Source organism: Streptomyces sp. f51 (genome assembly GCF_037940415.1).
Classification (GTDB): Bacteria; Actinomycetota; Actinomycetes; order Streptomycetales; family Streptomycetaceae; genus Streptomyces.
Genome location: NZ_CP149798.1, coordinates 2,857,329 through 2,882,511, shown reverse-complemented (window position 1 = coordinate 2,882,511; position 25,183 = coordinate 2,857,329). Strand labels below are relative to the sequence as shown.

16 protein-coding genes and 3 rRNA genes are annotated in these 25,183 nt (G+C 68.2%); 13 read left to right on the top strand and 6 right to left on the bottom strand.

Translation table 11 applies throughout. From position 1 onward, the window contains the following. Positions 1–290 precede the first annotated feature (290 nt). The gene (gene ahcY / locus WJM95_RS12605) at positions 291–1,748 is read left to right on the top strand and encodes an adenosylhomocysteinase (protein WP_339129705.1); all 1,458 of its coding nucleotides are present in this window, start codon (positions 291–293) and stop codon (positions 1,746–1,748) included. 100 nt (positions 1,749–1,848) lie between these two features. Further along, entirely contained in the window at positions 1,849–2,505 is a 657-nt protein-coding gene (locus WJM95_RS12600; RefSeq protein WP_339129704.1) for a hypothetical protein, read from the top strand. Between the two features lie 29 nt (positions 2,506–2,534). On the opposite strand, the gene WJM95_RS12595 is transcribed toward WJM95_RS12600, so the two are convergent. Further along, positions 2,535–3,518 (bottom strand): RDD family protein, encoded by a 984-nt coding sequence (locus WJM95_RS12595; protein ID WP_339129702.1) that lies wholly within the window; start codon positions 3,516–3,518, stop codon positions 2,535–2,537. 131 nt (positions 3,519–3,649) lie between these two features. Here WJM95_RS12595 and WJM95_RS12590 point away from each other — a divergent pair, with 131 nt between their 5' ends. From WJM95_RS12590 to rrf, 4 genes are all read left to right on the top strand, one after another. Continuing rightward, positions 3,650–4,657: a stage II sporulation protein M gene (locus tag WJM95_RS12590; RefSeq protein WP_339129700.1), complete on the top strand. Its 1,008-nt coding sequence runs from the start codon at positions 3,650–3,652 to the stop codon at positions 4,655–4,657. A 665-nt stretch (positions 4,658–5,322) separates the two neighbouring features. Beyond that, positions 5,323–6,848, top strand: a 16S ribosomal RNA gene (locus tag WJM95_RS12585). Positions 6,849–7,156: 308 nt separating this feature from the next. Then, a 23S ribosomal RNA gene (locus tag WJM95_RS12580) occupies positions 7,157–10,277 on the top strand. Between the two features lie 89 nt (positions 10,278–10,366). Then, positions 10,367–10,483: ribosomal RNA gene (gene rrf, locus WJM95_RS12575) — 5S ribosomal RNA — on the top strand. Together the 16S, 23S and 5S rRNA genes form the textbook arrangement of a ribosomal RNA operon. Positions 10,484–10,623: 140 nt before the next feature. Here rrf and WJM95_RS12570 read toward each other — a convergent pair. From WJM95_RS12570 to WJM95_RS12550, 5 genes are all read right to left on the bottom strand, one after another. Further along, positions 10,624–11,934, bottom strand: coding sequence for a DUF58 domain-containing protein (locus WJM95_RS12570; RefSeq protein ID WP_339129698.1), 1,311 nt, complete (start codon positions 11,932–11,934; stop codon positions 10,624–10,626). Next, positions 11,934–12,923, bottom strand: coding sequence for a MoxR family ATPase (locus tag WJM95_RS12565; protein ID WP_339129696.1), 990 nt, complete (start codon positions 12,921–12,923; stop codon positions 11,934–11,936). The genes WJM95_RS12570 and WJM95_RS12565 overlap by 1 nt, the downstream gene beginning before the upstream one ends. Further along, positions 12,923–14,113, bottom strand: a complete 1,191-nt coding sequence (locus WJM95_RS12560; RefSeq protein WP_339129695.1) for a DUF4350 domain-containing protein — start codon at positions 14,111–14,113, stop codon at positions 12,923–12,925. Before WJM95_RS12560 ends, WJM95_RS12565 begins: the two co-directional genes overlap by 1 nt. Further along, positions 14,110–14,841, bottom strand: coding sequence for a DUF4129 domain-containing protein (locus tag WJM95_RS12555; RefSeq protein ID WP_339135513.1), 732 nt, complete (start codon positions 14,839–14,841; stop codon positions 14,110–14,112). The genes WJM95_RS12560 and WJM95_RS12555 overlap by 4 nt, the downstream gene beginning before the upstream one ends. 67 nt (positions 14,842–14,908) lie before the next feature. Then, on the bottom strand, positions 14,909–16,237 hold the full coding sequence (locus WJM95_RS12550; protein ID WP_339129694.1) for a hypothetical protein: 1,329 nt from the start codon (positions 16,235–16,237) through the stop codon (positions 14,909–14,911). Positions 16,238–16,378: 141 nt separating this feature from the next. Here WJM95_RS12550 and mtnA point away from each other — a divergent pair, with 141 nt between their 5' ends. From mtnA to WJM95_RS12515, 7 genes are all read left to right on the top strand, one after another. Beyond that, a complete protein-coding gene (gene mtnA, locus WJM95_RS12545; RefSeq protein ID WP_339129692.1) occupies positions 16,379–17,524 on the top strand; it encodes an S-methyl-5-thioribose-1-phosphate isomerase in 1,146 nt (381 codons plus the stop codon). An 8-nt stretch (positions 17,525–17,532) separates the two neighbouring features. Further along, entirely contained in the window at positions 17,533–18,222 is a 690-nt protein-coding gene (gene mtrA / locus WJM95_RS12540) for a two-component system response regulator MtrA (RefSeq protein ID WP_192582811.1), read from the top strand. Between the two features lies 1 nt (position 18,223). Next, positions 18,224–20,302, top strand: coding sequence for an MtrAB system histidine kinase MtrB (gene mtrB, locus WJM95_RS12535; protein WP_339129691.1), 2,079 nt, complete (start codon positions 18,224–18,226; stop codon positions 20,300–20,302). Continuing rightward, positions 20,277–22,136, top strand: coding sequence for an LpqB family beta-propeller domain-containing protein (locus WJM95_RS12530; RefSeq protein WP_339129689.1), 1,860 nt, complete (start codon positions 20,277–20,279; stop codon positions 22,134–22,136). The genes mtrB and WJM95_RS12530 overlap by 26 nt, the downstream gene beginning before the upstream one ends. A 149-nt stretch (positions 22,137–22,285) precedes the next feature. Continuing rightward, positions 22,286–23,212, top strand: a complete 927-nt coding sequence (locus tag WJM95_RS12525; RefSeq protein ID WP_339129688.1) for a ComF family protein — start codon at positions 22,286–22,288, stop codon at positions 23,210–23,212. Between the two features lie 282 nt (positions 23,213–23,494). Beyond that, positions 23,495–24,220, top strand: coding sequence for a ribosome-associated translation inhibitor RaiA (gene raiA, locus WJM95_RS12520; protein ID WP_339129687.1), 726 nt, complete (start codon positions 23,495–23,497; stop codon positions 24,218–24,220). Positions 24,221–24,425: 205 nt separating this feature from the next. Further along, positions 24,426–25,172 carry a response regulator transcription factor gene (locus tag WJM95_RS12515; protein WP_339129686.1) on the top strand — a complete coding sequence of 249 codons (747 nt, stop codon included), beginning with the start codon at positions 24,426–24,428 and terminating at the stop codon, positions 25,170–25,172. Positions 25,173–25,183: the final 11 nt, after the last annotated feature.

Genomic DNA, 25,183 nt, shown 5'->3' with positions numbered 1-25,183 from the left:
GAGCCCCTTCCGTCCGGCCCGCGAAGGCCGCTTTGTCCAGAGGTGGACTGGGGAGGGACAGTCCCACCGGTGTAGCTTGGTGACTGAGCCAGACGTCGCTGCTGATGGCGGTCGGGCGGTCCCACCGCGGACCGGCCGAGGGAGAGAGGGCCTCCGACGGACTGCGCTGCGCGCACCGGGCACACATGTGCCCCGCCGAAGCATGTCCCCGCCCCGTCGGGCACGGGTCGTGCCGCCGCCGCGCAGAACAGCCCTACCCACCTCGCCCCGATACCGAGGAGCAGCTCTCCATGACGACTGTCGACAACCGACAGGACTTCAAGGTCGCCGATCTCTCCCTGGCCGACTTCGGCCGCAAGGAGATCACCCTCGCCGAGCACGAGATGCCCGGCCTGATGTCGATCCGCAAGGAGTACGCCGAGACGCAGCCCCTCGCGGGCGCCCGTGTCACCGGCTCCCTGCACATGACGGTGCAGACCGCCGTCCTCATCGAGACCCTCGTCGCCCTCGGCGCCGAGGTCCGCTGGGCCTCCTGCAACATCTTCTCCACCCAGGACCACGCCGCCGCCGCCATCGCGGTCGGCCCGAACGGCACGCCCGACAACCCGCAGGGCGTCCCGGTCTTCGCCTGGAAGGGCGAGACCCTGGAGGAGTACTGGTGGTGCACGGAGCAGGCGCTGACCTGGCCGAACACCCCCACCGGCGGCCCGAACATGATCCTGGACGACGGTGGTGACGCCACCCTCCTCGTCCACAACGGTGTCAAGTACGAGAAGGACGGCAAGGTCCCCTCCGTCGACACCGCCGAGAACGACGAGCACCGCGTCGTCCTCGAACTCCTCAACCGCACGATCAGTAACGGCTCGCAGAAGTGGACCCAGCTCGCCTCGGAGATCCGCGGCGTGACCGAGGAGACCACGACCGGCGTCCACCGCCTGTACGAGATGTACCGCGACGGCACCCTGCTGTTCCCGGCGATCAACGTCAACGACGCCGTCACCAAGTCGAAGTTCGACAACAAGTACGGCTGCCGCCACTCTCTGATCGACGGCATCAACCGCGCCACCGACACCCTGATCGGCGGCAAGACCGCCGTCGTCTGCGGCTACGGCGACGTGGGCAAGGGCTGCGCCGAGTCCCTCCGCGGCCAGGGCGCCCGCGTGATCATCACCGAGATCGACCCGATCTGCGCCCTTCAGGCGGCGATGGACGGCTACCAGGTCACGACCCTCGACGAGGTCATCGACAAGGCCGACATCTTCGTCACCACGACGGGCAACAAGGACATCATCATGGCCGCGGACATGGCCAAGATGAAGCACCAGGCGATCGTCGGCAACATCGGTCACTTCGACAACGAGATCGACATGGCCGGCCTCGCGAAGATCCCCGGCATCGTCAAGGACGAGGTCAAGCCCCAGGTCCACACCTGGAAGTTCCCCGACGGCAAGGTCATCATCGTGCTGTCCGAGGGCCGCCTGCTGAACCTGGGCAACGCGACCGGCCACCCGTCCTTCGTGATGTCCAACTCGTTCGCGGACCAGACCCTGGCCCAGATCGAGCTGTTCACCAAGCCGGAGGAGTACCCGACCGACGTCTACGTGCTGCCCAAGCACCTCGACGAGAAGGTCGCCCGTCTCCACCTCGACGCGCTCGGCGTGAAGCTCACGACGCTCCGCCCCGAGCAGGCCTCGTACATCGGTGTCGAGGTCGAGGGCCCGTACAAGTCGGACCACTACCGCTACTGAGCACGCCCGCCGAGCAGCGGTACCACCGCTCGGCGTCCGGATGTCAGCAGGCCCTCGCCGTCCCGGCGGGGGCCTGTCCCCGATGAGGACCTGAACGCCCATGCCCCGTGGCCGCTATTCGCTCCATGATCCGCACGATCACACCCCTCTCGCCGACGAACACTTCAACTGCGCGCCAGGACCCTCGGGCTGGCGCTATGTCTCCCAGCTCACCGCCCCTTCCGGCACCGCGCCGGACGGCCTGCCCGAGCCCGGACCGGCGACGGTCACCGGGTCCGTCGACCTCGCCCTCGACGATCTCGGCCGCCCCATCCGACTCGAACTGCGCGCTTCCGGCTGGCAGGTGCGGGGTGCCGCCCTCGACGGCGTGACCTGGGTCCGCACCGACCCCGCCGGGATCGAGGCCACCGAAGGCAACGTGCCCGCCCACGCCTTCACCGGGACCTCTCCCGCCTTCCTCGTCGCCACCGCCCGCCTCCTTCGCCTCACCCCTTCCGCCACCGTCGCGGCGACCCGCGTCCGCCTCGTCGCGTTCACCGACCCGGTCCTCGCCCCGCGCACCCTCGATCAGTCCTGGGCCTTGATCGCAAGCGAAACACACGCCACTGACAACGGTCCCCTGACCGTGGACGAATACCAGGTCACGGCGCTGGACACCGGGGAAATGCACGCCGTGCACATCGCGGGGGACGTGGTGCTCGCGGCCCCCGGCATCGAGCTCGAGCACCTCGAATCACCCCCGTCGGTGTTCACCTGACGGGGCGCGGGAGACGGCGGGGCGGGAGGCTAGGCGGGTGGCGCGAAACCGGTCGACGGCCGCTCGTCCAGGCCGCCCGGTCCTGAGGCGTGGACGCCCGGTCCGGAGGCTTGAACGCCCGGCACCGGACGGGTGGGGTGAGCTCCGTGCGCCGGAGGGAAGGACGGGGCGACGGGAGCGGCGGGCCGGAACGGCTGCGGGGCAGGACCGCTCGGCGGGATGAAGGCATGGCCGCCGGGCACGGGGGCCGGGTAGCCGACCGTCGGGGAACCGAAGGTCCGACGGGCCTCCCTGACCTGACGCTCGTGCATGACGGCCGCCAGATACGCGCCCGCCGGCACACCCTGCGGCACCGGAGCCCCGGTACGAGCGGCCAACTCCGAGGCGAGTCGTTCCGCCATCGCACCGCCGACCTGCGGATCGAGCTGCCGCATCCGCGTCAGGTACTGCCGGACGGCCAGCCACAGTCCGTCCGGCACGGCGGACAGATCGAGCTCCGCGAACCGCCCCGCCAGCCAGGGCGGCGGCGCGGGAACGTACGGCATACGCCCCTCCGGAATCCGCTCCCGCACGACGAGGGTCCCCGCGAACACGTCACCGAGCCGCCGTCCGCGCTCCGACACCAGCGAGGCGGTGCACGCGACGATCCCGAACGTCATCAGAATCTCGACCACCCCGACGGCACCGCGCACCAGGGCGTGCCGGAACCGGATCGGACCACCGTCGTCCCGCACCACCCGCAGCCCGAACGCCAGCTTTCCCAGGGAACGGCCGTGGCTCAGCGTCTCCACGGCGATCGGACCGCCGACCAGCACCAGCAGGAAACTCGCGATCGAGACCGCGATCTGGGCGGCGTCGTCCAGCGCGGCGGTCGCGGCGACCAGGCCGATGGTCACGACGATGTAGACAGCCACCGCCACGCCCAGGTCGAGCACCACGGCGAGCGCCCGGCTCGGCAGTTTCGCGGGCCGCAGCTCCAATGCCACTGCCTCGCCCGTCACCAGCTCACTCACGCGCGCCCGCCCTTCCCCTGACCTGCCCCGACAACCGCCAGTCTGCCAAGCTGAGGGCACATCGCGCCCCAGTAGGACAAGCTGACATCCACGATGAGCCCCCGTAGCGCAGCCGAGGAGCAGGCAAACCGATGGACCTCGACGTCTTCGTCTCCGCCCACCGCGCCGAGTGGGACAGACTCGACGCCCTGCTGCGCCGTCAGCGCCGGCTGAACGGGGCCGAGGCCGACGAACTCGTCGCCCTGTACCAGCGAACCGCGACCCATCTCTCGCTGATCCAGTCCAGCGCGCCCGACCCTCAGCTGACCGGGCGTCTCAGCCAACTCGTCGCCCGCGCGCGCGGCGCCGTGACGGGCACCCGCCGGGCGTCCTGGCGCGATGTCACCCGTTTCCTGACGCACGGCTTTCCCGCGGCCGTCTACCGCTCCCGCCACTGGTGGGTGCCCACGGCGCTCCTGTCCACGGCGATAGCCGCCCTCCTCGGATGGTGGATCGGCGCCCACCCCGAGGTCCAGGCCGCGATCGCCGCCCCCGGCGAACTGCGTTCCCTCACCCGTCCCGGTGGCGAGTACGAGACCTACTACTCCAGCCATCCCGCGGCCGCCTTCGCCGCCCAGGTGTGGACGAACAACGCCGAGGCCGCGGCCATGTGCCTGGTGCTGGGTGTCTTTCTCGGGCTCCCGGTCCTCTGGATCCTCTTCGAGAACATGCTCAACCTTGGCGTCGGCATCGGTCTGATGTCATCGGCCGGCCGCCTCGACACCTTCCTCGGGCTCGTCCTCCCGCACGGCCTGCTGGAACTGACCGCCGTCTTCGTGGCCGCGGGTACGGGACTGAAACTGGGATGGACCGTGATCGACCCGGGCCCGCGATCCCGCCGGACGGCACTCGCGGAAGAGGGCCGCGCCGCGCTGGGCATGGCGATCGGTCTGGCGCTGGTCCTCTTCGTCTCGGGTGCCATCGAAGGCTTCGTCACTCCCTCGGGCCTGCCCACCTGGGCCCGCATCGGCATCGGTATCGCCGCTGAACTGGCCTTTCTGTTGTACGTCTATGTCCTCGGCGGTCGTGCGGCGCGCTCAGGCGAGACCGGTGACGTCGAGGAGGCCGAGCGCAGCGCCACGCTGCCGACGGCCGCCTGATGTGCGCGTGCCCTTGCCGACCTGCTAGCCTTCTCGTCACCCCAGAAAACTCGTTGACACGGGTCGCCGGGGGAGGTAGATTAGAACAGTTGCCTAGAACTGGACACGTCCAGTGGTGGCCGTTAGAGTCTGCTCGCTTCTCAAAGCAATCGACACGTCGATTCAGAAGAAGCCCCTCCTGATGATTCAGAAATGGCTGCCGGTCAATCCGGCCCGCAGATTCTGATAAAGTCGGAGCCGCTGAAAAGGAAAACGCGAGAGCGGATTACCTGGAAAGCGCCGAGGAAATCAGGCCCGAAAGGATCTGATAGAGTCGGACCTGCCGGAAAGGGAAACGCGAAAGCGGAAACCTGGAAAGCGCCGAGGAAATCGGATACGGAAACGGTCTGATAGAGTCGGAAACGCAAGACCGAAGGGAAGCGCCCGGAGGAAAGCCCGAGAGGGTGAGTACAAAGGAAGCGTCCGTTCCTTGAGAACTCAACAGCGTGCCAAAAATCAACGCCAGATATGTTGATACCCCGTCTCCGGCCGATCGGTCGGGGCGAGGTTCCTTTGAAAAAGTCCTGCCCCTCTGGGGTAGGCGCACAGCGAGGACGCTGTGAACCGAGGGATTATTCCTCCCTCTGGTTCCGCTCTCGTGGTGTCGTCCCGATTACGGGAAAACATTCACGGAGAGTTTGATCCTGGCTCAGGACGAACGCTGGCGGCGTGCTTAACACATGCAAGTCGAACGATGAACCACTTCGGTGGGGATTAGTGGCGAACGGGTGAGTAACACGTGGGCAATCTGCCCTTCACTCTGGGACAAGCCCTGGAAACGGGGTCTAATACCGGATAACACTCCTGCCCGCATGGGTGGGGGTTAAAAGCTCCGGCGGTGAAGGATGAGCCCGCGGCCTATCAGCTTGTTGGTGAGGTAGTGGCTCACCAAGGCGACGACGGGTAGCCGGCCTGAGAGGGCGACCGGCCACACTGGGACTGAGACACGGCCCAGACTCCTACGGGAGGCAGCAGTGGGGAATATTGCACAATGGGCGAAAGCCTGATGCAGCGACGCCGCGTGAGGGATGACGGCCTTCGGGTTGTAAACCTCTTTCAGCAGGGAAGAAGCGAAAGTGACGGTACCTGCAGAAGAAGCGCCGGCTAACTACGTGCCAGCAGCCGCGGTAATACGTAGGGCGCAAGCGTTGTCCGGAATTATTGGGCGTAAAGAGCTCGTAGGCGGCTTGTCACGTCGGGTGTGAAAGCCCGGGGCTTAACCCCGGGTCTGCATTCGATACGGGCTAGCTAGAGTGTGGTAGGGGAGATCGGAATTCCTGGTGTAGCGGTGAAATGCGCAGATATCAGGAGGAACACCGGTGGCGAAGGCGGATCTCTGGGCCATTACTGACGCTGAGGAGCGAAAGCGTGGGGAGCGAACAGGATTAGATACCCTGGTAGTCCACGCCGTAAACGGTGGGAACTAGGTGTTGGCGACATTCCACGTCGTCGGTGCCGCAGCTAACGCATTAAGTTCCCCGCCTGGGGAGTACGGCCGCAAGGCTAAAACTCAAAGGAATTGACGGGGGCCCGCACAAGCAGCGGAGCATGTGGCTTAATTCGACGCAACGCGAAGAACCTTACCAAGGCTTGACATACACCGGAAAGCATTAGAGATAGTGCCCCCCTTGTGGTCGGTGTACAGGTGGTGCATGGCTGTCGTCAGCTCGTGTCGTGAGATGTTGGGTTAAGTCCCGCAACGAGCGCAACCCTTGTTCTGTGTTGCCAGCATGCCCTTCGGGGTGATGGGGACTCACAGGAGACTGCCGGGGTCAACTCGGAGGAAGGTGGGGACGACGTCAAGTCATCATGCCCCTTATGTCTTGGGCTGCACACGTGCTACAATGGCAGGTACAAAGAGCTGCGAAGCCGTGAGGCGGAGCGAATCTCAAAAAGCCTGTCTCAGTTCGGATTGGGGTCTGCAACTCGACCCCATGAAGTCGGAGTTGCTAGTAATCGCAGATCAGCATTGCTGCGGTGAATACGTTCCCGGGCCTTGTACACACCGCCCGTCACGTCACGAAAGTCGGTAACACCCGAAGCCGGTGGCCCAACCCCTTGTGGGAGGGAGCTGTCGAAGGTGGGACTGGCGATTGGGACGAAGTCGTAACAAGGTAGCCGTACCGGAAGGTGCGGCTGGATCACCTCCTTTCTAAGGAGCACTTCTTACCGAGTTCGCTCGGTCAGAGGCCAGTACATCGGCGAATGTTCGATGCTGGTTGCTCATGGGTGGAACGTTGATTATTCGGCACTTTCAGTCATCTCGGGCTGCCAGTACTGCTCTTCGGAGCGTGGAAAGCTGATCACGAGTGGCGAGGGTGTCGGGCACGCTGTTGGGTGTCTGAAGGTACGGCCGAATCGGCTGCCTTCAGTGCCGGCCCCAGTGAACTCCGGTGGTAACCGGGGGTGATGGGTGGTTGGTCGTTGTTTGAGAACTGCACAGTGGACGCGAGCATCTGTGGCCAAGTTTTTAAGGGCGCACGGTGGATGCCTTGGCACCAGGAACCGATGAAGGACGTGGGAGGCCACGATAGTCCCCGGGGAGCCGTCAACCAGGCTTTGATCCGGGGGTTTCCGAATGGGGAAACCCGGCAGTCGTCATGGGCTGTCACCCATACCTGAACACATAGGGTATGTGGAGGGAACGCGGGGAAGTGAAACATCTCAGTACCCGCAGGAAGAGAAAACAACCGTGATTCCGGGAGTAGTGGCGAGCGAAACCGGATGAGGCCAAACCTCAAGCGTGTGAGACCCGGCAGGGGTTGCGCTTGGGGGGTTGTGGGATCTCTCTTTCACAGTCTGCCGGCTGTGAGGCGAGTCAGAAACCGTTGATGTAGGCGAAGGACATGCGAAAGGTCCGGCGTAGAGGGTAAGACCCCCGTAGTCGAAACATCAACGGCTCGTTTGAGAGACACCCAAGTAGCACGGGGCCCGAGAAATCCCGTGTGAATCTGGCGGGACCACCCGCTAAGCCTAAATATTCCCTGGTGACCGATAGCGGATAGTACCGTGAGGGAATGGTGAAAAGTACCGCGGGAGCGGAGTGAAATAGTACCTGAAACCGTGTGCCTACAAGCCGTGGGAGCGTCGGGCAAGCACTTGTGCTTGCCTCGTGACTGCGTGCCTTTTGAAGAATGAGCCTGCGAGTTTGCGGTGCGTTGCGAGGTTAACCCGTGTGGGGAAGCCGTAGCGAAAGCGAGTCCGAATAGGGCGATTCAGTAGCGCGCTCAAGACCCGAAGCGGAGTGATCTAGCCATGGGCAGGTTGAAGCGGCTGTAAGAGGTCGTGGAGGACCGAACCCACCAGGGTTGAAAACCTGGGGGATGACCTGTGGTTAGGGGTGAAAGGCCAATCAAACTCCGTGATAGCTGGTTCTCCCCGAAATGCATTTAGGTGCAGCGTCGTGTGTTTCTTGCCGGAGGTAGAGCACTGGATAGGCGATGGGCCCTACCGGGTTACTGACCTTAGCCAAACTCCGAATGCCGGTAAGTGAGAGCGCGGCAGTGAGACTGTGGGGGATAAGCTCCATGGTCGAGAGGGAAACAGCCCAGAGCATCGACTAAGGCCCCTAAGCGTACGCTAAGTGGGAAAGGATGTGGAGTCGCAGAGACAACCAGGAGGTTGGCTTAGAAGCAGCCACCCTTGAAAGAGTGCGTAATAGCTCACTGGTCTAGTGATTCCGCGCCGACAATGTAGCGGGGCTCAAGCGTACCGCCGAAGTCGTGTCATTGCAGCAATAGGGCCAACGCCCGCTGTGATGGGTAGGGGAGCGTCGTGTGCCGGGTGAAGCCGCGCCGGAAGGCAGTGGTGGACGGTTCACGAGTGAGAATGCAGGCATGAGTAGCGATACACACGTGAGAAACGTGTGCGCCGATTGACTAAGGGTTCCTGGGTCAAGCTGATCTGCCCAGGGTAAGTCGGGACCTAAGGCGAGGCCGACAGGCGTAGTCGATGGATAACCGGTTGATATTCCGGTACCCGCTGTGAAGCGTCAAACATCGAACCAGGCGATGCTAAGTCCGTGAAGCCGCCCCGGAGCCTTCGGGCAAAGGGGAGTGGTGGAGCCGACGGACCAGACCTGTAGTAGGTGAGTGATGGGGTGACGCAGGAAGGTAGTCCATCCCGGGCGGTGGTTGTCCCGGGGTAAGGGTGTAGGCCGTGTGATAGGCAAATCCGTCACACATTAAGGCTGAGACCCGATGCCGAGCCGATTGTGGTGAAGTGGATGATCCTATGCTGTCGAGAAAAGCCTCTAGCGAGTTTCATGGCGGCCCGTACCCTAAACCGACTCAGGTGGTCAGGTAGAGAATACCGAGGCGTTCGGGTGAACTATGGTTAAGGAACTCGGCAAAATGCCCCCGTAACTTCGGGAGAAGGGGGGCCATCACTGGTGATTGGATTTACTCCATGAGCTGGGGGTGGCCGCAGAGACCAGCGAGAAGCGACTGTTTACTAAAAACACAGGTCCGTGCGAAGCCGTAAGGCGATGTATACGGACTGACGCCTGCCCGGTGCTGGAACGTTAAGGGGACCGGTTAGTCAAGATTCGTCTTGGCGAAGCTGAGAACTTAAGCGCCAGTAAACGGCGGTGGTAACTATAACCATCCTAAGGTAGCGAAATTCCTTGTCGGGTAAGTTCCGACCTGCACGAATGGCGTAACGACTTCTCGACTGTCTCAACCATAGGCCCGGTGAAATTGCACTACGAGTAAAGATGCTCGTTTCGCGCAGCAGGACGGAAAGACCCCGGGACCTTTACTACAGTTTGATATTGGTGTTCGGTTCGGCTTGTGTAGGATAGCTGGGAGACTGTGAAGCTCGGACGCCAGTTCGGGTGGAGTCGTCGTTGAAATACCAGTCTGGTCGTGCTGGATGTCTAACCTGGGTCCGTGATCCGGATCAGGGACAGTGTCTGATGGGTAGTTTAACTGGGGCGGTTGCCTCCTAAAGAGTAACGGAGGCGCCCAAAGGTTCCCTCAGCCTGGTTGGCAATCAGGTGTTGAGTGTAAGTGCACAAGGGAGCTTGACTGTGAGACCGACGGGTCGAGCAGGGACGAAAGTCGGGACTAGTGATCCGGCGGTGGCTTGTGGAAGCGCCGTCGCTCAACGGATAAAAGGTACCCCGGGGATAACAGGCTGATCTTCCCCAAGAGTCCATATCGACGGGATGGTTTGGCACCTCGATGTCGGCTCGTCGCATCCTGGGGCTGGAGTCGGTCCCAAGGGTTGGGCTGTTCGCCCATTAAAGCGGTACGCGAGCTGGGTTTAGAACGTCGTGAGACAGTTCGGTCCCTATCCGCTGTGCGCGTAGGAATATTGAGAAGGGCTGTCCCTAGTACGAGAGGACCGGGACGGACGAACCTCTGGTGTGCCAGTTGTCCTGCCAAGGGCATGGCTGGTTGGCTACGTTCGGGAGGGATAACCGCTGAAAGCATCTAAGCGGGAAGCCTGCTTCAAGATGAGTATTCCCACCCCCTTGAGGGGTTAAGGCTCCCAGTAGACGACTGGGTTGATAGGCCAGATCTGGAAGCCCGGTAACGGGTGGAGGTGACTGGTACTAATAGGCCGAGGGCTTGTCCTCAGTTGCTCGCGTCCACTGTGTTGGTTCTGAAACCACGAACAACCCCACGTTTGTCACAGAGCGTGGTGCGGTTGACAGTTTCATAGAGTTTCGGTGGTCATAGCGTGAGGGAAACGCCCGGTTACATTCCGAACCCGGAAGCTAAGCCTCACAGCGCCGATGGTACTGCAGGGGGGACCCTGTGGGAGAGTAGGACGCCGCCGAACAATTTTTGAGAAAACCCCCGTGCCGGGGATACCGGTACGGGGGTTTTCTGCGTTCAGAGACTATTTCCAGAGCCAATTCCAGGACCAATTCCAGGACCATTTCCCGGCAGTCGATCTCTTCGTTTCCCGGTCCTCCGCCGCTACAGCCGGCCCGCCGACTTCAGCGCCAGATACGCGTCCGCGAGGGCCGGCGCGAGGTCGTCCGGGGTCGCGTCGACGACGGTGACGCCGCGTCGACGCAGCGTCTCGGCCGTACGCCGGCGTTCGGCCTCGGCCTGAGCCGCCGACGCCGCCTCGTACACCGCGTCGACGTCTCCCCGGGCCTTCGCCATACGAGCGACATGCGGGTCCGCGACGGATGCCAGCAGGACGGTGTGCCGCTGGGTGAGGCCGGCAAGCACCGGGAGCAGGCCCTCTTCGACAGGGGTCGCGTCGAGCGTCGTCAGCAGCACGATCAGGGAGCGGCGCGGGGTCGTACGCAGGGCCGTCGCGGTCAGGCCGCGGGAGTCCGTCTCCACGAGCTCGGGTTCGAGCCCGGCCATCGCGTCGACCAGGGACGGAAGGACGTCCCCCGCAGCACGGCCCTGGACGAGGGCCCGTACGCGGCGGTCGTAGGCGAGCAGGTCCACGCGGTCGCCGGCGCGGGAGGCCAGGGCGGCGAGGAGGAGGGCCGCGTCCATGGAGGCGTCGAGGCGCGGGGCGTCGCCGACGCGGCCCGCTGAGGTCCTGCCGGTGTCGAGGACCAGCAGGATGCGGCGGTCGCGCTCGGGACGCCAGGTGCGTACGGCGACCGTCGACCTGCGGGCTGTCGCGCGCCAGTCGATGGAACGGGTGTCGTCACCGGGGACGTACTCGCGCAGACTGTCGAACTCCGTTCCCTCACCGCGTGTCAGCACGCTGGTGCGGCCGTCGAGTTCGCGGAGCCTGGCCAGCTTGGAGGGGAGGTGCTTCCGGCTGGTGAAGGGAGGCAGGACGCGTACGGCCCACGGGACTTCGTGGCTGCCCTGACGGGAGAACAGACCGAGGGGGCCGTACGAGCGGATCGTGACGCGGTCGGCCAGCCGGTCGCCGCGTCGCGTGGGGCGCAGACGGGTCGTCAGACGGCGGCGCTCACCGGCGGGGACCGTCAGGCGGTGACGGGAGGCCGCGACCTCCGTGCCGGGTTCCCAACTGCTCGGCGGCCAGGCGTCGCGGAGGTGTGCGCGCAGCGGTCGGCCGGAGGGATTGGTGACGGTGAGGGTGACGTCCGCGGACTCGCCGAGGCGCACCGAGGTGTCCCCCGAACGGGTGAGACCGAGACGCCGCACGGGAGCCGCGAGGGCGGCGTCGCAGGCGCAGGCCAGGGCCAGCGGGACGTTCACGGCGAGGATGCCGGTCCAGCTGGGCCCCCAGATGCCGACGGGGAGGGCGCCCAGAGCGGCCAGGAGAGCGGCGCGTCCGGTGAGTGCCATCAGCGGGGGACCGGGACGTGGGCCAGGATCGCGTTGATGACGGAGTCGGCCGTCACGCCCTCCATCTCGGCCTCGGGGCGGAGTTGGATCCGGTGGCGCAGCGTGGGCAGGGCGAGGGCTTTGACGTCGTCGGGGATGACGTAGTCGCGACCGGTCAGCCACGCCCAGGCACGGGCCGTGGCGAGCAGGGCGGTCGCGCCGCGGGGGGAGACCCCGAGGGTGAGCGAGGGTGACTGGCGGGTCGCGCGGCACAGGTCGACGACGTAGCCGGTGATCTCGGGCGAGACGGCTGTCTTGGCGACCGCGGCGCGGGCGGCTTCGAGGTCCGCGGCGCCGGCGACGGGGCGCAGTCCGGCGGCGCGCAGGTCGCGCGGGTTGAAGCCCTCGGAGTGGCGGGTGAGGACGTCGATCTCGTCCTGACGGGAGGGCAGAGGGATCGTCAGTTTGAGCAGGAAGCGGTCCAGTTGGGCCTCGGGCAGCGGATACGTTCCCTCGTACTCGACCGGGTTCTGGGTGGCTGCGACGAGGAAGGGCTCGGGGAGGGGCCGGGGCGTGCCGTCGACGGTGACCTGGCGTTCCTCCATCGCCTCCAGCAGCGACGCCTGGGTCTTGGGGGGCGTGCGGTTGATCTCGTCGGCGAGCAGGAGATTGGTGAAGACCGGGCCGGGCTGGAAGGAGAACTCGGCGGTGCGGGCGTCGTAGACGAGGGAGCCGGTGACGTCGCTCGGCATGAGGTCGGGGGTGAACTGGACGCGTTTGGTGTCGAGTTCCAGCGCGGAGGCGAGTGCCCGGACGAGGAGTGTCTTGGCCACGCCGGGGACGCCTTCGAGGAGGACGTGTCCGCGGCACAGGAGGGCGACGACGAGGCCGGTCACAGCGGGGTCCTGGCCGACCACGGCTTTGGCGATCTCGGTGCGCAGGGCCTCCAGGGAGGAGCGGGCGGTGCCCGCGTCCCCGGTGTACCCGGCGTTGTCAGTGGTCGGGTCCATCATGAAATGCGTACCTCTCTTTCGAGGGCGTCGAGTTGGTCGGCGAGGGAGACGAGGGCCGCGTCGTCGCGGGGCGGCGGTCCGAACAGGAGCGGGAGCAGGGCCTGTGTGTCGCCGTGGAAGCGGGCGGCCAGAGCGGGGAGCAGGGTCTCGGGCGCGTGTGCCTGGGCCGGGGGCACGCCGATGAGGGGGGCGAGGCGGGTGCGGGTGGCGGAGCGAAGAGCGGTGGCCGCGCGGTCGCGGGCGGACGCCTTGCGGTAGAGGCGGGCGCGGCCTTCGGCGGTTTCGGAGGCGCGGATCGCGACGGGAAGCCGTTCGGGTACGAGGGGGCCCATGCGGCGTGCCCTCCACAGTGCCGCCAGGACGGCGGCGATGAACAGCTGAAGCGTGCCCCAGAGCCAGCCCGAGGGGAGCAGGTCGAAGAAGCTCCGGCGGCCGGTGTCGCCGGCGGAGTCGTCGGAGAGCGAGGGGAGGTACCAGACCAGATGCGTGCGGGAGCCGAGGAGTTGGAGCGCGAGCGAGGCGTTGCCCTGCTCGTCGAGCCGGTCGTTGGAGAGGATGTCGGGTGCGCCGAGCACGACGGTGTCGCCGCGTCCGGAGTGGGCCGGCACGCGCACGAGCGTGGGCAGTCCGTCGCTCGGGTAACAGGTGTCGGCGTCGGGGTCGGTGGTGGTGTAGCGGATGCCGCCGGTGTCGGCGCTGCCCGCGCGGAGGGCGGCGGGCAGGGCGCAGCGGGGGGCGAGCGTCGAGTCGAAGCTGACCGCGGGGTCGGCGGTGACGCCGGGGGCGAGGCCGGCGACGGACGGCGCTCCGGGGGAGACCAGGACCGTACGGCCGCCGGAGTGTTCCGTCGCCGAGTGCAGAAGGGTCTGCTGACGCCTGGTCAGCAGGTCGGGGGCCGCGATCAGCAGGGTCGTGTCGGGGCCGGCCGCGGAGCGGGCCTCGCCGAGGGTGGTGACCACACGGGTGGAGACTCCCTGGTCCGCGAGGAGTTGGGCGAGGGCCTTGCTGCCGGCGGGGTCGGCGGAGCGCGGGTCGAGGCGGCCGTGCCGGGCGTCCGAGCGGACCGCGGCTATCGCGACGGCGGCCACCAGCAGGAGGACGAGCGCGAGGACGACTCCGCGGGTGCGGGTCCACACCTGACGGGCGGTGGGCGAGGACGAGGTGGGGGCGAGGGCGGCCTCGGTCATGAGGCGGCCCCGTGGTGGTGGTCCTGGTCCGTGATCGGCTGGGTGCTGTGGTGGGCGCTGTCCGCGAGGACGGGCCGGGTGCGCTCCAGGTCCCGGTCGAGTTCCGTGAGCCGCTGGTACGCACGCGGGTCGCCGGAGCGGCCGCCGTACGTGATGTCGTCGAAGGCGTGGGCCGAGGCGCGCAGGCGGTCGGTGTGGGAGGGCAGGGAGCGGCTCGCCTCCGCGGCCGCCTCGTCGGCCGTGCGGCCGGGGCGCGGATCGAGCAGGGCGCGTTCCTCCAGGGACCGCACGATGGCCCGCATCCGTTCCTGGACGGCCTGGTTCCAGTGGCCCTGGGCGGCGTGCGCCTCCGCGGCGGCGCGGTGTTCGGCGGCGCCCCTGGGGCGGTCGTCGAAGAGGGCGGCGGACGAGACGGGGGTGCGGTGCGGGGTGCCGAGGCGCCACCACAGGGCCGCCACGACCGCGGCCACCGCGAGGACGATGACGACGAGTCCGAGGGTTCCGCCCGGTGTCGCGGCCGAGGCGGCGCCGAACAGCCGGTCGACCCAGTCCCAGAAGGCGTTCAGGGCGCGCTGGACGAGGCCGGGGTCGTTCTCGTGGTACATCCGCTTGGACAGTTCGCGTCGGGCCGCCTCGCGGGCGGCTTCGCGCGGTGTGGTCACCGGTGGTGTGCCGCCGCGCGACAGCGCGAGGACCGCTGCCGCCCCGGTGCGCGGTCCCGCGAGCACGGCCGCGGCCCCGGTGTGCGGTCCCGCGAGGACCGCCGTGAGAACTCCCCCCGCCCCGTTCACCGCATCAGCTCCCCGGTGTGGTGCCGGTGGTCTCGGTGCCGTAGTCCTGGAGGCCGGCGGCCCGGGCGAGGTCGAGGTCGAGGGCCTCGCGGCGGATGCGCCGGTCGATGTACAGGAGCACGGTGACGCCCGCGGTGATCGGGAAGGTGATCATGGAACCGATCACCGAGCCGATGCCGCTGACGATGAGGAAGGTCCAGCCGAGGTCGCCGCCGGAGCTGTCCAGGAAGCCGGCGAAACCGTCGCCGCTCAGGGCGGCGGCGATGACGGCGAAGGGGATCACGATGATCGACGCCACGATGTTGGCGATGATCGTGGCGAGCAGCTGGATGCCGAACACCCGCCACCAGGAGCCGCGTACGAGCTTCGCGGAGCGGCGCATCGACTTCAGGATGCCCTGCTTCTCCAGCATCAGGGCGGGGGAGGCGAGCGAGAAGCGGATCATCAGCCAGAGGGCGACGAAGCCCGCGGCGAAGGCGCCGAGGACGGCGAGCGCGATGCCGCCGTCGTGCGAGCCGGCGGCCACCGCGAGCAGTCCCGGCAGCGCGCCGACGGCCATGATCGCGACGGCGATGAGCGGGAGCAGCAGGGTCAGGCCGAACAGTTTGGCCAGCTGGGGACGGGCGTCCCGCCAGGCCTCGCCCGTGGTCACCGGCTTGCCGATCACGGCGCGGCTGGTCACCGAGGTGAGCAGGGCGGTCGCCACGATGGTGCCGAGCAGGGTGACGAGCAGGACGAGACCGGAGCTGAGCAGGGTGCTGCCCATGGCCCGGGTCAGCTCGCCGACGGTGGCGCTCGGGTCGTTCAGGGCCGAGGTGTCGGCGTTGTCGTTCAGGACGAGGCCCTGGAGCAGGATGACGGCGACCTGTGTGACGACGGCGACGGTCAGGGAGATGCCGAGGACTGTGCGCCAGTAGCTGCGCATGGTCGAGACGGCACCGTCCAGGATCTCGCCGACACCGAGCGGGCGCAGCGGGATCACGCCGGGCCTGGCGGCGGCCGGCTGGTGACCCCAGTTGCCGCCCCAGCCCGCGGGTCCGCCGGGGCCGCCGCGTCCGGCGCCGGACCAGCCGCCGTACCCGCCGTTCTGACCGCCGGGAGGGCGGCCGCCCCAGCCGGGGCCGGGTGCGGCGGGCGGCGGGGCCTGCGGGGGCGTCTGCGCTCCGGGCGCGGACCACTGGGCGGGCGGAGGCTGTTCCTTGGACCACTTCGAGGGCTGCTCGGGCGGGTTCGCTCCGCCCTGGTCCGCGGGCTCCGGGGTGCCGGGCGCTTCCGGCTCCTTCGCGCCGGAGGGGGCGGATCCGGGCGAGGCCCAGCCCGGAGTGTCGTTCATCGTCGCTCCTTCACGGTGCCCGTCCCGCGGTCGCGGCGGCAGGTTGACCGTCATCGTGTCACGCCGTGCCCGTCGAGTGGCGGGCCCCCGTATGGGCTGCACACCTTCAATTGTCCGCCGGATACGGGGCAGACTGAATGGATGGCCGATCACTACGCGCAATCCCGCGAGGACAGCGGGCCGACGGAGATACCCGCGATCCGCTGGCACGAGCCGCCAGAGGGTCCAGTGGTGGTCCTTCTCGACCAGACGAGACTTCCCGCGGAGGAGGTCGAGCTCGTGTGCACGGACGCGCCCGCGCTGGTGGAGGCGATCCGTACGCTCGCCGTGCGCGGGGCGCCGCTGCTGGGGATCGCCGGAGCGTACGGCGTCGCGCTCGCCGCCGTACGGGGCTTCGACGTGGACGAGGCCGCCCACGCGCTGGCCGCCGCCCGGCCGACCGCCGTGAACCTCGCGGTCGGGGTGCGCAGGGCGCAGGCGGCCCACCGGGCGGCGCTGTCCGCGGGCGGGGACCAGGCGGCGGCCGCGGCGGCGGCGCTCAACGCGGCGCGGGTGCTGCACCGCCAGGACGCCGAGGCGAGTTCCCGTATGGCCGGGCACGGGCTGGCGCTGCTCGACGAGCTGATGCCGGGCGGCGGCCACCGGGTCCTCACGCACTGCAACACCGGCGCGCTGGTGTCCGGCGGCGAGGGCACCGCCTTCGCCGTGGCGCTCGCCGCGCACCGGGTGGGGCGGCTGCGGCGGCTGTGGGTGGACGAGACGCGGCCCCTGCTCCAGGGCTCCCGTCTGACGGCGTACGAGGCCGCGCGCTCCGGAATGGCGTACACCCTGCTCACGGACAACGCGGCGGGCTCGCTGTTCGCGGCCGGGGAGGTGGACGCGGTGCTCATCGGTGCCGACCGCATCGCGGCGGACGGTTCGGTGGCGAACAAGGTGGGGAGCTATCCGCTCGCGGTGCTGGCCAGGTACCACCATGTGCCGTTCATCGTGGTGGCGCCGGTGACGACGATCGACCCGGACACGCCCGACGGCGGATCCATCGAGGTCGAGCAGCGCGCGGGTCATGAAGTGACGGAGATCGCAGCTCCGCAGGTCCCGGTGGCGGGGGCGGAGCCGGGAGGGGGTATACCTGTGGCACCCCTGGGGACCCAGGCGTACAACCCGGCGTTCGACGTGACGCCGCCGGAGTTGATCACGGCGATCGTCACCGAAGAGGGCGTTGTTTCGCCCGTGACGGCTGAGGCTCTCGCCGAGCTGTGTGACTTGTCACGCCAGGTAACGATTTAGTTAATGGGATGATGTCGTTTATGAAGGGACGAGTCCTTGTCGTCGATGACGACACCGCACTGGCCGAGATGCTCGGCATTGTGTTGCGTGGTGAAGGTTTTGAGCCGTCTTTCGTAGCCGACGGCGACAAGGCGCTGGCCGCTTTCCGCGACGCCAAGCCCGACCTGGTGCTCCTGGACCTCATGCTGCCCGGACGGGACGGCATCGAGGTGTGCCGCCTGATCAGGGCGGAGTCCGGGGTACCGATCGTGATGCTCACGGCGAAGAGCGACACCGTCGATGTCGTGGTCGGCCTCGAGTCCGGCGCCGACGACTACATCGTGAAGCCGTTCAAGCCAAAAGAGCTGGTGGCCCGGATCAGGGCGCGGCTGCGCCGTTCGGAGGAGCCGGCGCCCGAACAGCTGTCGATCGGCGATCTCGTCATCGACGTCGCCGGTCACTCTGTGAAGCGGGAAGGCATGTCGATCGCGCTGACGCCGCTGGAGTTCGACCTGCTGGTCGCTCTCGCGCGCAAGCCGTGGCAGGTGTTCACGCGTGAGGTCCTCCTGGAGCAGGTGTGGGGCTACCGGCACGCGGCGGACACCCGTCTGGTCAACGTGCACGTCCAGCGGCTGCGCTCCAAGGTCGAGAAGGACCCTGAGCGCCCGGAGATCGTGGTGACCGTCCGAGGTGTCGGATACAAGGCAGGACCGAGCTGACATGTCATTCGACAGTGCCGCTTCGGCGTCCGCTGAGCAGGGGGATCGTTCGGGGCGGCCTGTCGGCCGGAAGATGAAGGGCTCCCGCTGGGAGCGGTTCTTCGAGGGAGGGCTGCTCCAGGGCGGAGTCCAGGGCAGCCCTGTCCTCCGGCTGCTCATACGCTGGGTACGCCGTCCGCTGCTGCCCGTGATGCGGCTGTGGCGGCGCAACATCCAGCTCAAGATCGTCGCGACGACGCTGCTGATGTCCATGGGCGTCGTCCTGCTCCTCGGCCTCGTCGTGATCGGCCAGGTGCGCAACGGTCTGCTGGACGCCAAGGTGCGGGCCTCGCAGAGCCAGGCCACCGGCGGTTTCTCGGTGGCCAAGCAGAAGGCGGACTCCGCGGCGACGGCGAACGGCGACGACGGTTCGGCCGCGGACGGCCGGTCGAAGAACGTCAGCCAGTGGATGACCGACCTCGTCGTGTCCCTGTCCAGTGGAGGACAGGGCGCGTTCGACGTGGTCACGCTCAACTCCACCGTCTCGGGCGACGGCACCGGCGGTCTCGCACCGCGGTACTCGGGCCAGGTCGACCCGACCGTGAGCGTCCCCGAGAACCTGCGTGCCCGGGTCGACAGGAGCACCGCGGCGGCGCAGAGCTACACCCGTGTCGTCTACAAGGACGGCAAGGAGTCCCAGCCGGCGCTGGTCATCGGCAAGCAGGTCAGCGACCCCAACGGGGACGCGTACCAGCTCTACTACCTCTTCCCGCTCACGCAGGAGGAGAAGTCCCTGAGCCTGGTCAAGGGCACGCTCGCGACGGCCGGACTGTTCGTCGTGGTGCTCCTCGGGGCCATCGCCTGGCTCGTGGTCCGCCAGGTCGTCACCCCGGTGCGGATGGCGGCCGGGATCGCCGAGCGGCTCTCCGCCGGACGCCTCCAGGAACGTATGAAGGTCACCGGCGAGGACGACATCGCGCGCCTCGGCGAGGCCTTCAACAAGATGGCCCAGAACCTTCAGCTCAAGATCCAGCAGCTGGAGGACCTGTCGCGGATGCAGCGGCGGTTCGTCTCCGACGTGTCGCACGAACTGCGCACCCCGTTGACCACCGTGCGGATGGCCGCCGACGTCATCCACGACGCCCGCGTGGACTTCGACCCGGTGACCGCGCGGTCGGCCGAGCTCCTCGCCGACCAGCTCGACCGCTTCGAGACGCTCCTCGCCGACCTGCTGGAGATCAGCAGGTTCGACGCGGGCGCGGCGGCGCTGGAGGCCGACGCCATCGACCTCAGGGAAGTCGTACGACGGGTGGTCGGCGGCGCCGAGCCGCTCGCCGAGCGCAAGGGCACCCACATACGGGTCATCGGCGACCAGCAGCCGCTGATCGCCGAGGCGGACGCCCGGCGGGTCGAGCGCGTGCTGCGCAATCTCGTCGTCAACGCCGTGGAACACGGCGAGGGCAAGGACGTCGTCGTCAAACTCGCCGCGGCGGGCGGAGCGGTCGCGATCGCGGTCCGTGACTACGGCGTCGGGCTCAAGCCCGGCGAGGCGACCCGGGTGTTCAGCCGCTTTTGGCGGGCCGACCCGGCACGCGCGCGTACCACCGGCGGAACGGGCCTCGGCCTGTCCATCGCCCTGGAGGACGCGCGGCTGCACGGCGGCTGGCTCCAGGCGTGGGGCGAGCCGGGCGGCGGTTCGCAGTTCCGGCTGACCCTGCCGCGGACGGCGGACGAGCCGCTCAGGGGATCACCGATACCCCTGGAACCCAAGGACTCCCGGCGCAACCGCGGACTCGACGACGCCGGTCTGCCGCACGGCGGCACCACGAAGCGCGCCACGGTCCCCGTACAGCAGGGGTCCGCCACGGATCCGATACCGCAGCGCGGGGGCATCGCCCCCCGGCTGGCCGGGGCCTCGCCCACGGCCGATCCGACGGCGCTGCCGGGCAGCGGCGCCCGCGTGGTGCCCCGGCCCGCCGGGGCGCTGCGCCGCCAGGAGGACACATCCGGCAGCGGCCGGGAACGGACCGCGCAGGAGCGGGGGCGGAACGGCGACACGCCGGAGGAGCTCGGACATGGGGAGGCATTTCGTGGGCGCTGACCGAGGGGGGAGCGGTGTCCGCGGACACCGTTCGGTGCGCGTCGTGGTGTACGCGGGTTGCGGCGCCCTGCTGCTGGCGGGGTGCGCCTCGATGCCGGACAGCGGGGATCTGCGCGGGGTGGAGTCCACTCCGCGCCAGGACCCGCAGGTCCGCGTCTACGCCGTGCCGCCGCATCCCGGTGCCTCGGCAGCGGAGATCGTGCAGGGCTTCCTGGAGGCGCTGACCAGCGACGACGCCAAGTACGAGACGGCCGGCAAGTACCTCACCGACAGCGCGCGCAAGACCTGGGACCCGTACCGTTCGACGACGGTCCTCGCGGACGCGCCGGAGCCCGTGGGAGCGCCCTCCGGGACCAAGGACGGCGCCCATGACGTCCTGTTCCGGCTGAACGGCAGCAAGGTCGCCACCGTCGACAGCCGGCACGCCTACGGGCCGGACTCCGGGCAGTACAGCGGCTCGGTGCATCTGACCAAGCTGAAGAGCAACAAGCAGTGGCGCATCGACGGACTGCCGCAGGGCGTGGTCATGGGCACGTCCGACTTCCAGCGCAACTACGTGTCCGTGAACAAGTACTACTACGCCTCGAACGGGCACTCCGGGGCCGGCGGCCCCCTGGGGACCGTCGCCGACCCGGTCTACGTGCGCGCCCAGGTGGACCCGATGACGCAGATCGTGCGCGCCCTCCTGAAGGGCCCCACGAGCTGGCTGGACCCGGTGGTCAGGTCGAGTTTCCCCTCGGACACGGAACTGAAGAACGGCGACGTGTCGCTGTCCCCGGACGACCGCAACAGCGTCACGGTGCCGCTGAACGCGAAGGCCGACCACGTCGGCGGCCCCCAGTGCCGGCGGATGGCGGCCCAGATCCTGCTCACCCTGCGGGACCTGACCCCCACCGGTGTCGACGAGGTGGAGCTCCAGCGCTCGAACGGCTCGCAGCTGTGCGTGCTGACCAAGTCCAGGGCCGAGAGCGTCGCCTCGCACGGCACGGGCGAGCACCCGGAGTACCAGTACTTCATCGATCACGACCAGCGGCTCGTACGGATGCCGGGCGGCAACCGTGACAAGGAACCCGAGGCGGTGCCCGGCGCCCTGGGCGAGGGCGCCAAGAAGCTGCGGGCGGCCGCCGTCTCACGGGACGAGGACACCGCGGCCGGGGTGTCGGCCGACGGCCGCAGCCTGTACGTCGGGTCCCTGGTGCCGGGCGGTTCGCTGGCCGAGCCGGTGGTGCGCAGCCAGGGGAAGACGGTCGACGACCGGCTGACGACGCCCAGCTGGGACGCCCGCGGTGATCTGTGGGTGGCCGACCGCGATCCGAAGAACCCCCGGCTGCTTCTGCTCCAGAAGGGCGCGGGCCAGCCCATCGTCGTGCAGGCGCCGGAGCTCGACGGGCGTATCGACGCGGTGCGCGTGGCCGCCGACGGTGTGCGCATCGCGCTGATCGTCGAGAAGGACGGCAAGAGCTCGCTCCAGATCGGGCGCGTCGAGCGGTCCAAGCCGGACGAGCCCGTGGGCGCGTTCATCTTCGAGCCGCGTTCCATCGCGCCCCAGCTGGAGGAGGTCACGGCCATGTCCTGGGCCGGGGACAGCCGCCTCGTGGTGGTCGGCAGCGAGAAGGGCGGAGTGCAGCAGATGCAGTACGTCCAGGTCGACGGTTCGACGCCGCTCGGCACCTCGCCCTCCGCGCTGGCCAACGTCAAGGAGATCGCCGCGTCCGAGGACGAGCAGCTGCCTCTGGTGGCGCACTCGGACACGGACGGGATCGTGCGGCTGTCGGCGGGAGAGCAGTGGCAGAAGGTGGTCAAGGACGGGACGGCACCGGTTTATCCCGGGTGACGCCGTAGGCGTTCGCGGTGGGCTCGTCCGGACTCCGGGCGGGCCCACCGTCGTTTGGACCGGCGGTTGTCCACAGGCGGGCCCCGCGGTTTCCGCCGGGTTTTCCACAGGGGTGGCCGGGTGGGCCGGGCGTTGGCACAGTGGTGGCCATGCGGGGGTGGTGGCGGGATCTCACGGATCTGGTGCTGCCGGCCGAGTGCGGAGGCTGTGGCAGGCCCCGCACGGTGCTCTGTCCCGAGTGCCGTGCCGCCCTGACAGGGGCCGCTCCGTGCCGGGTGCGGCCGGTGCCCGAGTCGGCGGGGCTGTCCGTGGTGCACGCGGCGGCTCCGTACGGGGACGAGGTGCGCGCCATGCTCCTCGCCCACAAGGAACGGGGTGCGCTGGCGCTGGCGGCACCCCTGGGCGCGGCCCTGGCGGGGGCTGTGCGGGCAGGTCTGGGGCCTCAGGGTCCACCGCCACCGGCAGGGCGGCCCACGGCCTCGCAGGGACGGCCGGGGCCCGGGAAGGGGGTCGCGTGGGAAGGGCTGAGCGGTCCGGGTGGCAGTGGCGCGCCTTTCCAGGCGGCCGGGACGGCACACGGCCCCGTTCTGCTCGTGCCCGTGCCCTCGGCGCGGCGGGCGGTCAGGGCGCGGGGACACGATCCCGCGCGGCGGATCGCGCTCGCGGCGGCGGCGGAACTGCGGCGCACGGGAACACCGGCCCGGGTGCTCGGTGTGCTGCGGCAGCGGCGTGCCGTGGCCGACCAGTCGGGGCTGAACTCCCGCCAGCGGGCGGCGAATCTGGCGGGTGCCCTGGAGGTCGTCGCCGGGGGCCGGCGGCTGCTGGCCGAAGGCGGGAGGGTCGTGCTGGTGGACGACCTGATGACGACGGGGGCGTCACTGGCGGAGGCGGCGCGCGCGGTGCGGACGGCGCAGTCGGGTGCGCGGGCGCTGCGATGGACGGGTGAGAGGACGGAGAGTGCGGAGGTGTACCGGCGAATCGCGGGTAGGGAGCAGGCCGGAGGGGCGAGTGGTGACACCGTCGGCGCGGCGGTGATCGCGGCGCCGCCGGACGCCTTCGAAATAAACCGGAACTGACCGAGAACTTGCATCGTTGCAGGTAACGAGAGGGTCAATTCACCTGAACGGAGGTACGTATCAGTAGAGGGTGACGACATCCGTCCGGGCGAGATATGTTCGGTTGTGAGGCAATGGCGCAGGCCGTACCTCGCGCATCCGACTGCCGAAGCGTGACTTTCCGGCAATCACCCGCATCGGTGGGGTGGAGATCTTGTCCTTGGGGGAGGAGGAGGTGAAAGTCACCGAGTCCGAGGTTCCGGGGCTCACCGGAGCCTGGTGCAAAAGGGAGATGCTCCGCTTGTGGAGCGGGGCTATCCGGGAACGGAGTTCTGCGTGGACATCGTCGTCAAGGGCCGCAAGACCGAGGTGCCCGAGCGGTTCCGCAAGCACGTGGCCGAGAAGCTGAAGCTGGAGAAGATCCAGAAGCTCGATGGCAAGGTGATCAGCCTCGACGTCGAGGTGTCCAAGGAGCCCAACCCCCGACAGGCCGACCGCAGTGACCGGGTGGAGATCACGCTCCACTCCCGCGGGCCGGTGATCCGGGCGGAGGCAGCGGCAAGCGACGCGTATGCAGCACTCGACCTGGCCGCGGACAAGCTCGAGGCCCGGCTGCGCAAGCAGCACGACAAGCGCTACACCCGTCGTGGGAACGGCAGGCTCTCGGCGGCTGAGGTCGCCGACGTCGTCCCGGGTGCCGCGACCCTGAACGGCAGCGGTGACGTCGTCCGTGACGAGGAGCCGGACGCCGTGCCCACCAAGAAGATCGGTTCTCTCGAGATCATGGGCGAAGGCCCCTGTGTCGTCCGCGAGAAGACCCACGTGGCCGCACCGATGACGCTCGACCAGGCGCTCTACGAAATGGAGCTGGTCGGGCACGACTTCTACCTCTTCGTCGACTCCGAGACGAAGGAGCCCAGCGTCGTCTACCGGCGCCACGCGTACGACTACGGAGTCATCCACCTCAGCACGGACCCGATGGTCACCCAGGGCGGGGCGGACGCGCCGGGTGGCGCGCTCGGCGGCTGACCGTCCCCTGTGACGGCTGAGCCGGTGCCCCTGGAGCGCGAGTGCGCCCCCAGGGGCACCGGTGTGCGACCACTTCACGTCCCTCTCCGTCACCCCGCCGCCGTCCGGACGTGGAATCATGGCCGCACCGGCCCAACCGGTGGGTCGTTGCCTTGGGTTGGCTATGCCACGGAAACACAGGCCACGGCCTTCAGGGGGAGGAACGATGGCGGACAGCTTCGGACCGATGCGTGCCCGTGATGCCGACGACCGAGTCGTCGCCTCCGGCCTGGACGGGGAGTCCTCTCGCCAGGAACCCATCAGGGTCCTCGTCGTCGACGACCACGCTCTCTTTCGCCGCGGTCTTGAGATCGTGCTCGCGGCCGAGGAGGACATCCAGGTCGTCGGTGAGGCGGGGGACGGGGCGGAGGCGGTCGACAAGGCCGCCGACCTGCTGCCCGACATCGTGCTGATGGACGTCCGGATGCCCAAGCGCGGCGGTATCGAGGCATGCACCTCCATCAAGGAGGTGGCCCCCAGTGCGAAGATCATCATGCTGACGATCAGCGACGAGGAGGCCGACCTCTACGACGCCATCAAGGCGGGGGCGACCGGGTATCTCCTCAAGGAGATCTCCACGGACGAGGTGGCCACGGCCATCCGCGCGGTCGCCGACGGGCAGTCGCAGATCAGTCCGTCGATGGCCTCGAAACTCCTCACCGAGTTCAAGTCGATGATCCAGCGCACGGACGAGCGCAGGCTGGTGCCCGCGCCGCGGCTCACCGACCGTGAGCTGGAGGTCCTCAAGCTGGTGGCCACGGGAATGAACAACCGCGACATCGCCAAAGAGCTGTTCATCTCCGAGAACACCGTGAAGAACCACGTGCGCAACATCCTGGAGAAGCTGCAACTGCACTCCAGGATGGAGGCCGTGGTCTACGCGATGCGGGAGAAGATCCTCGAGATCCGCTAGCCGGCGGCGCG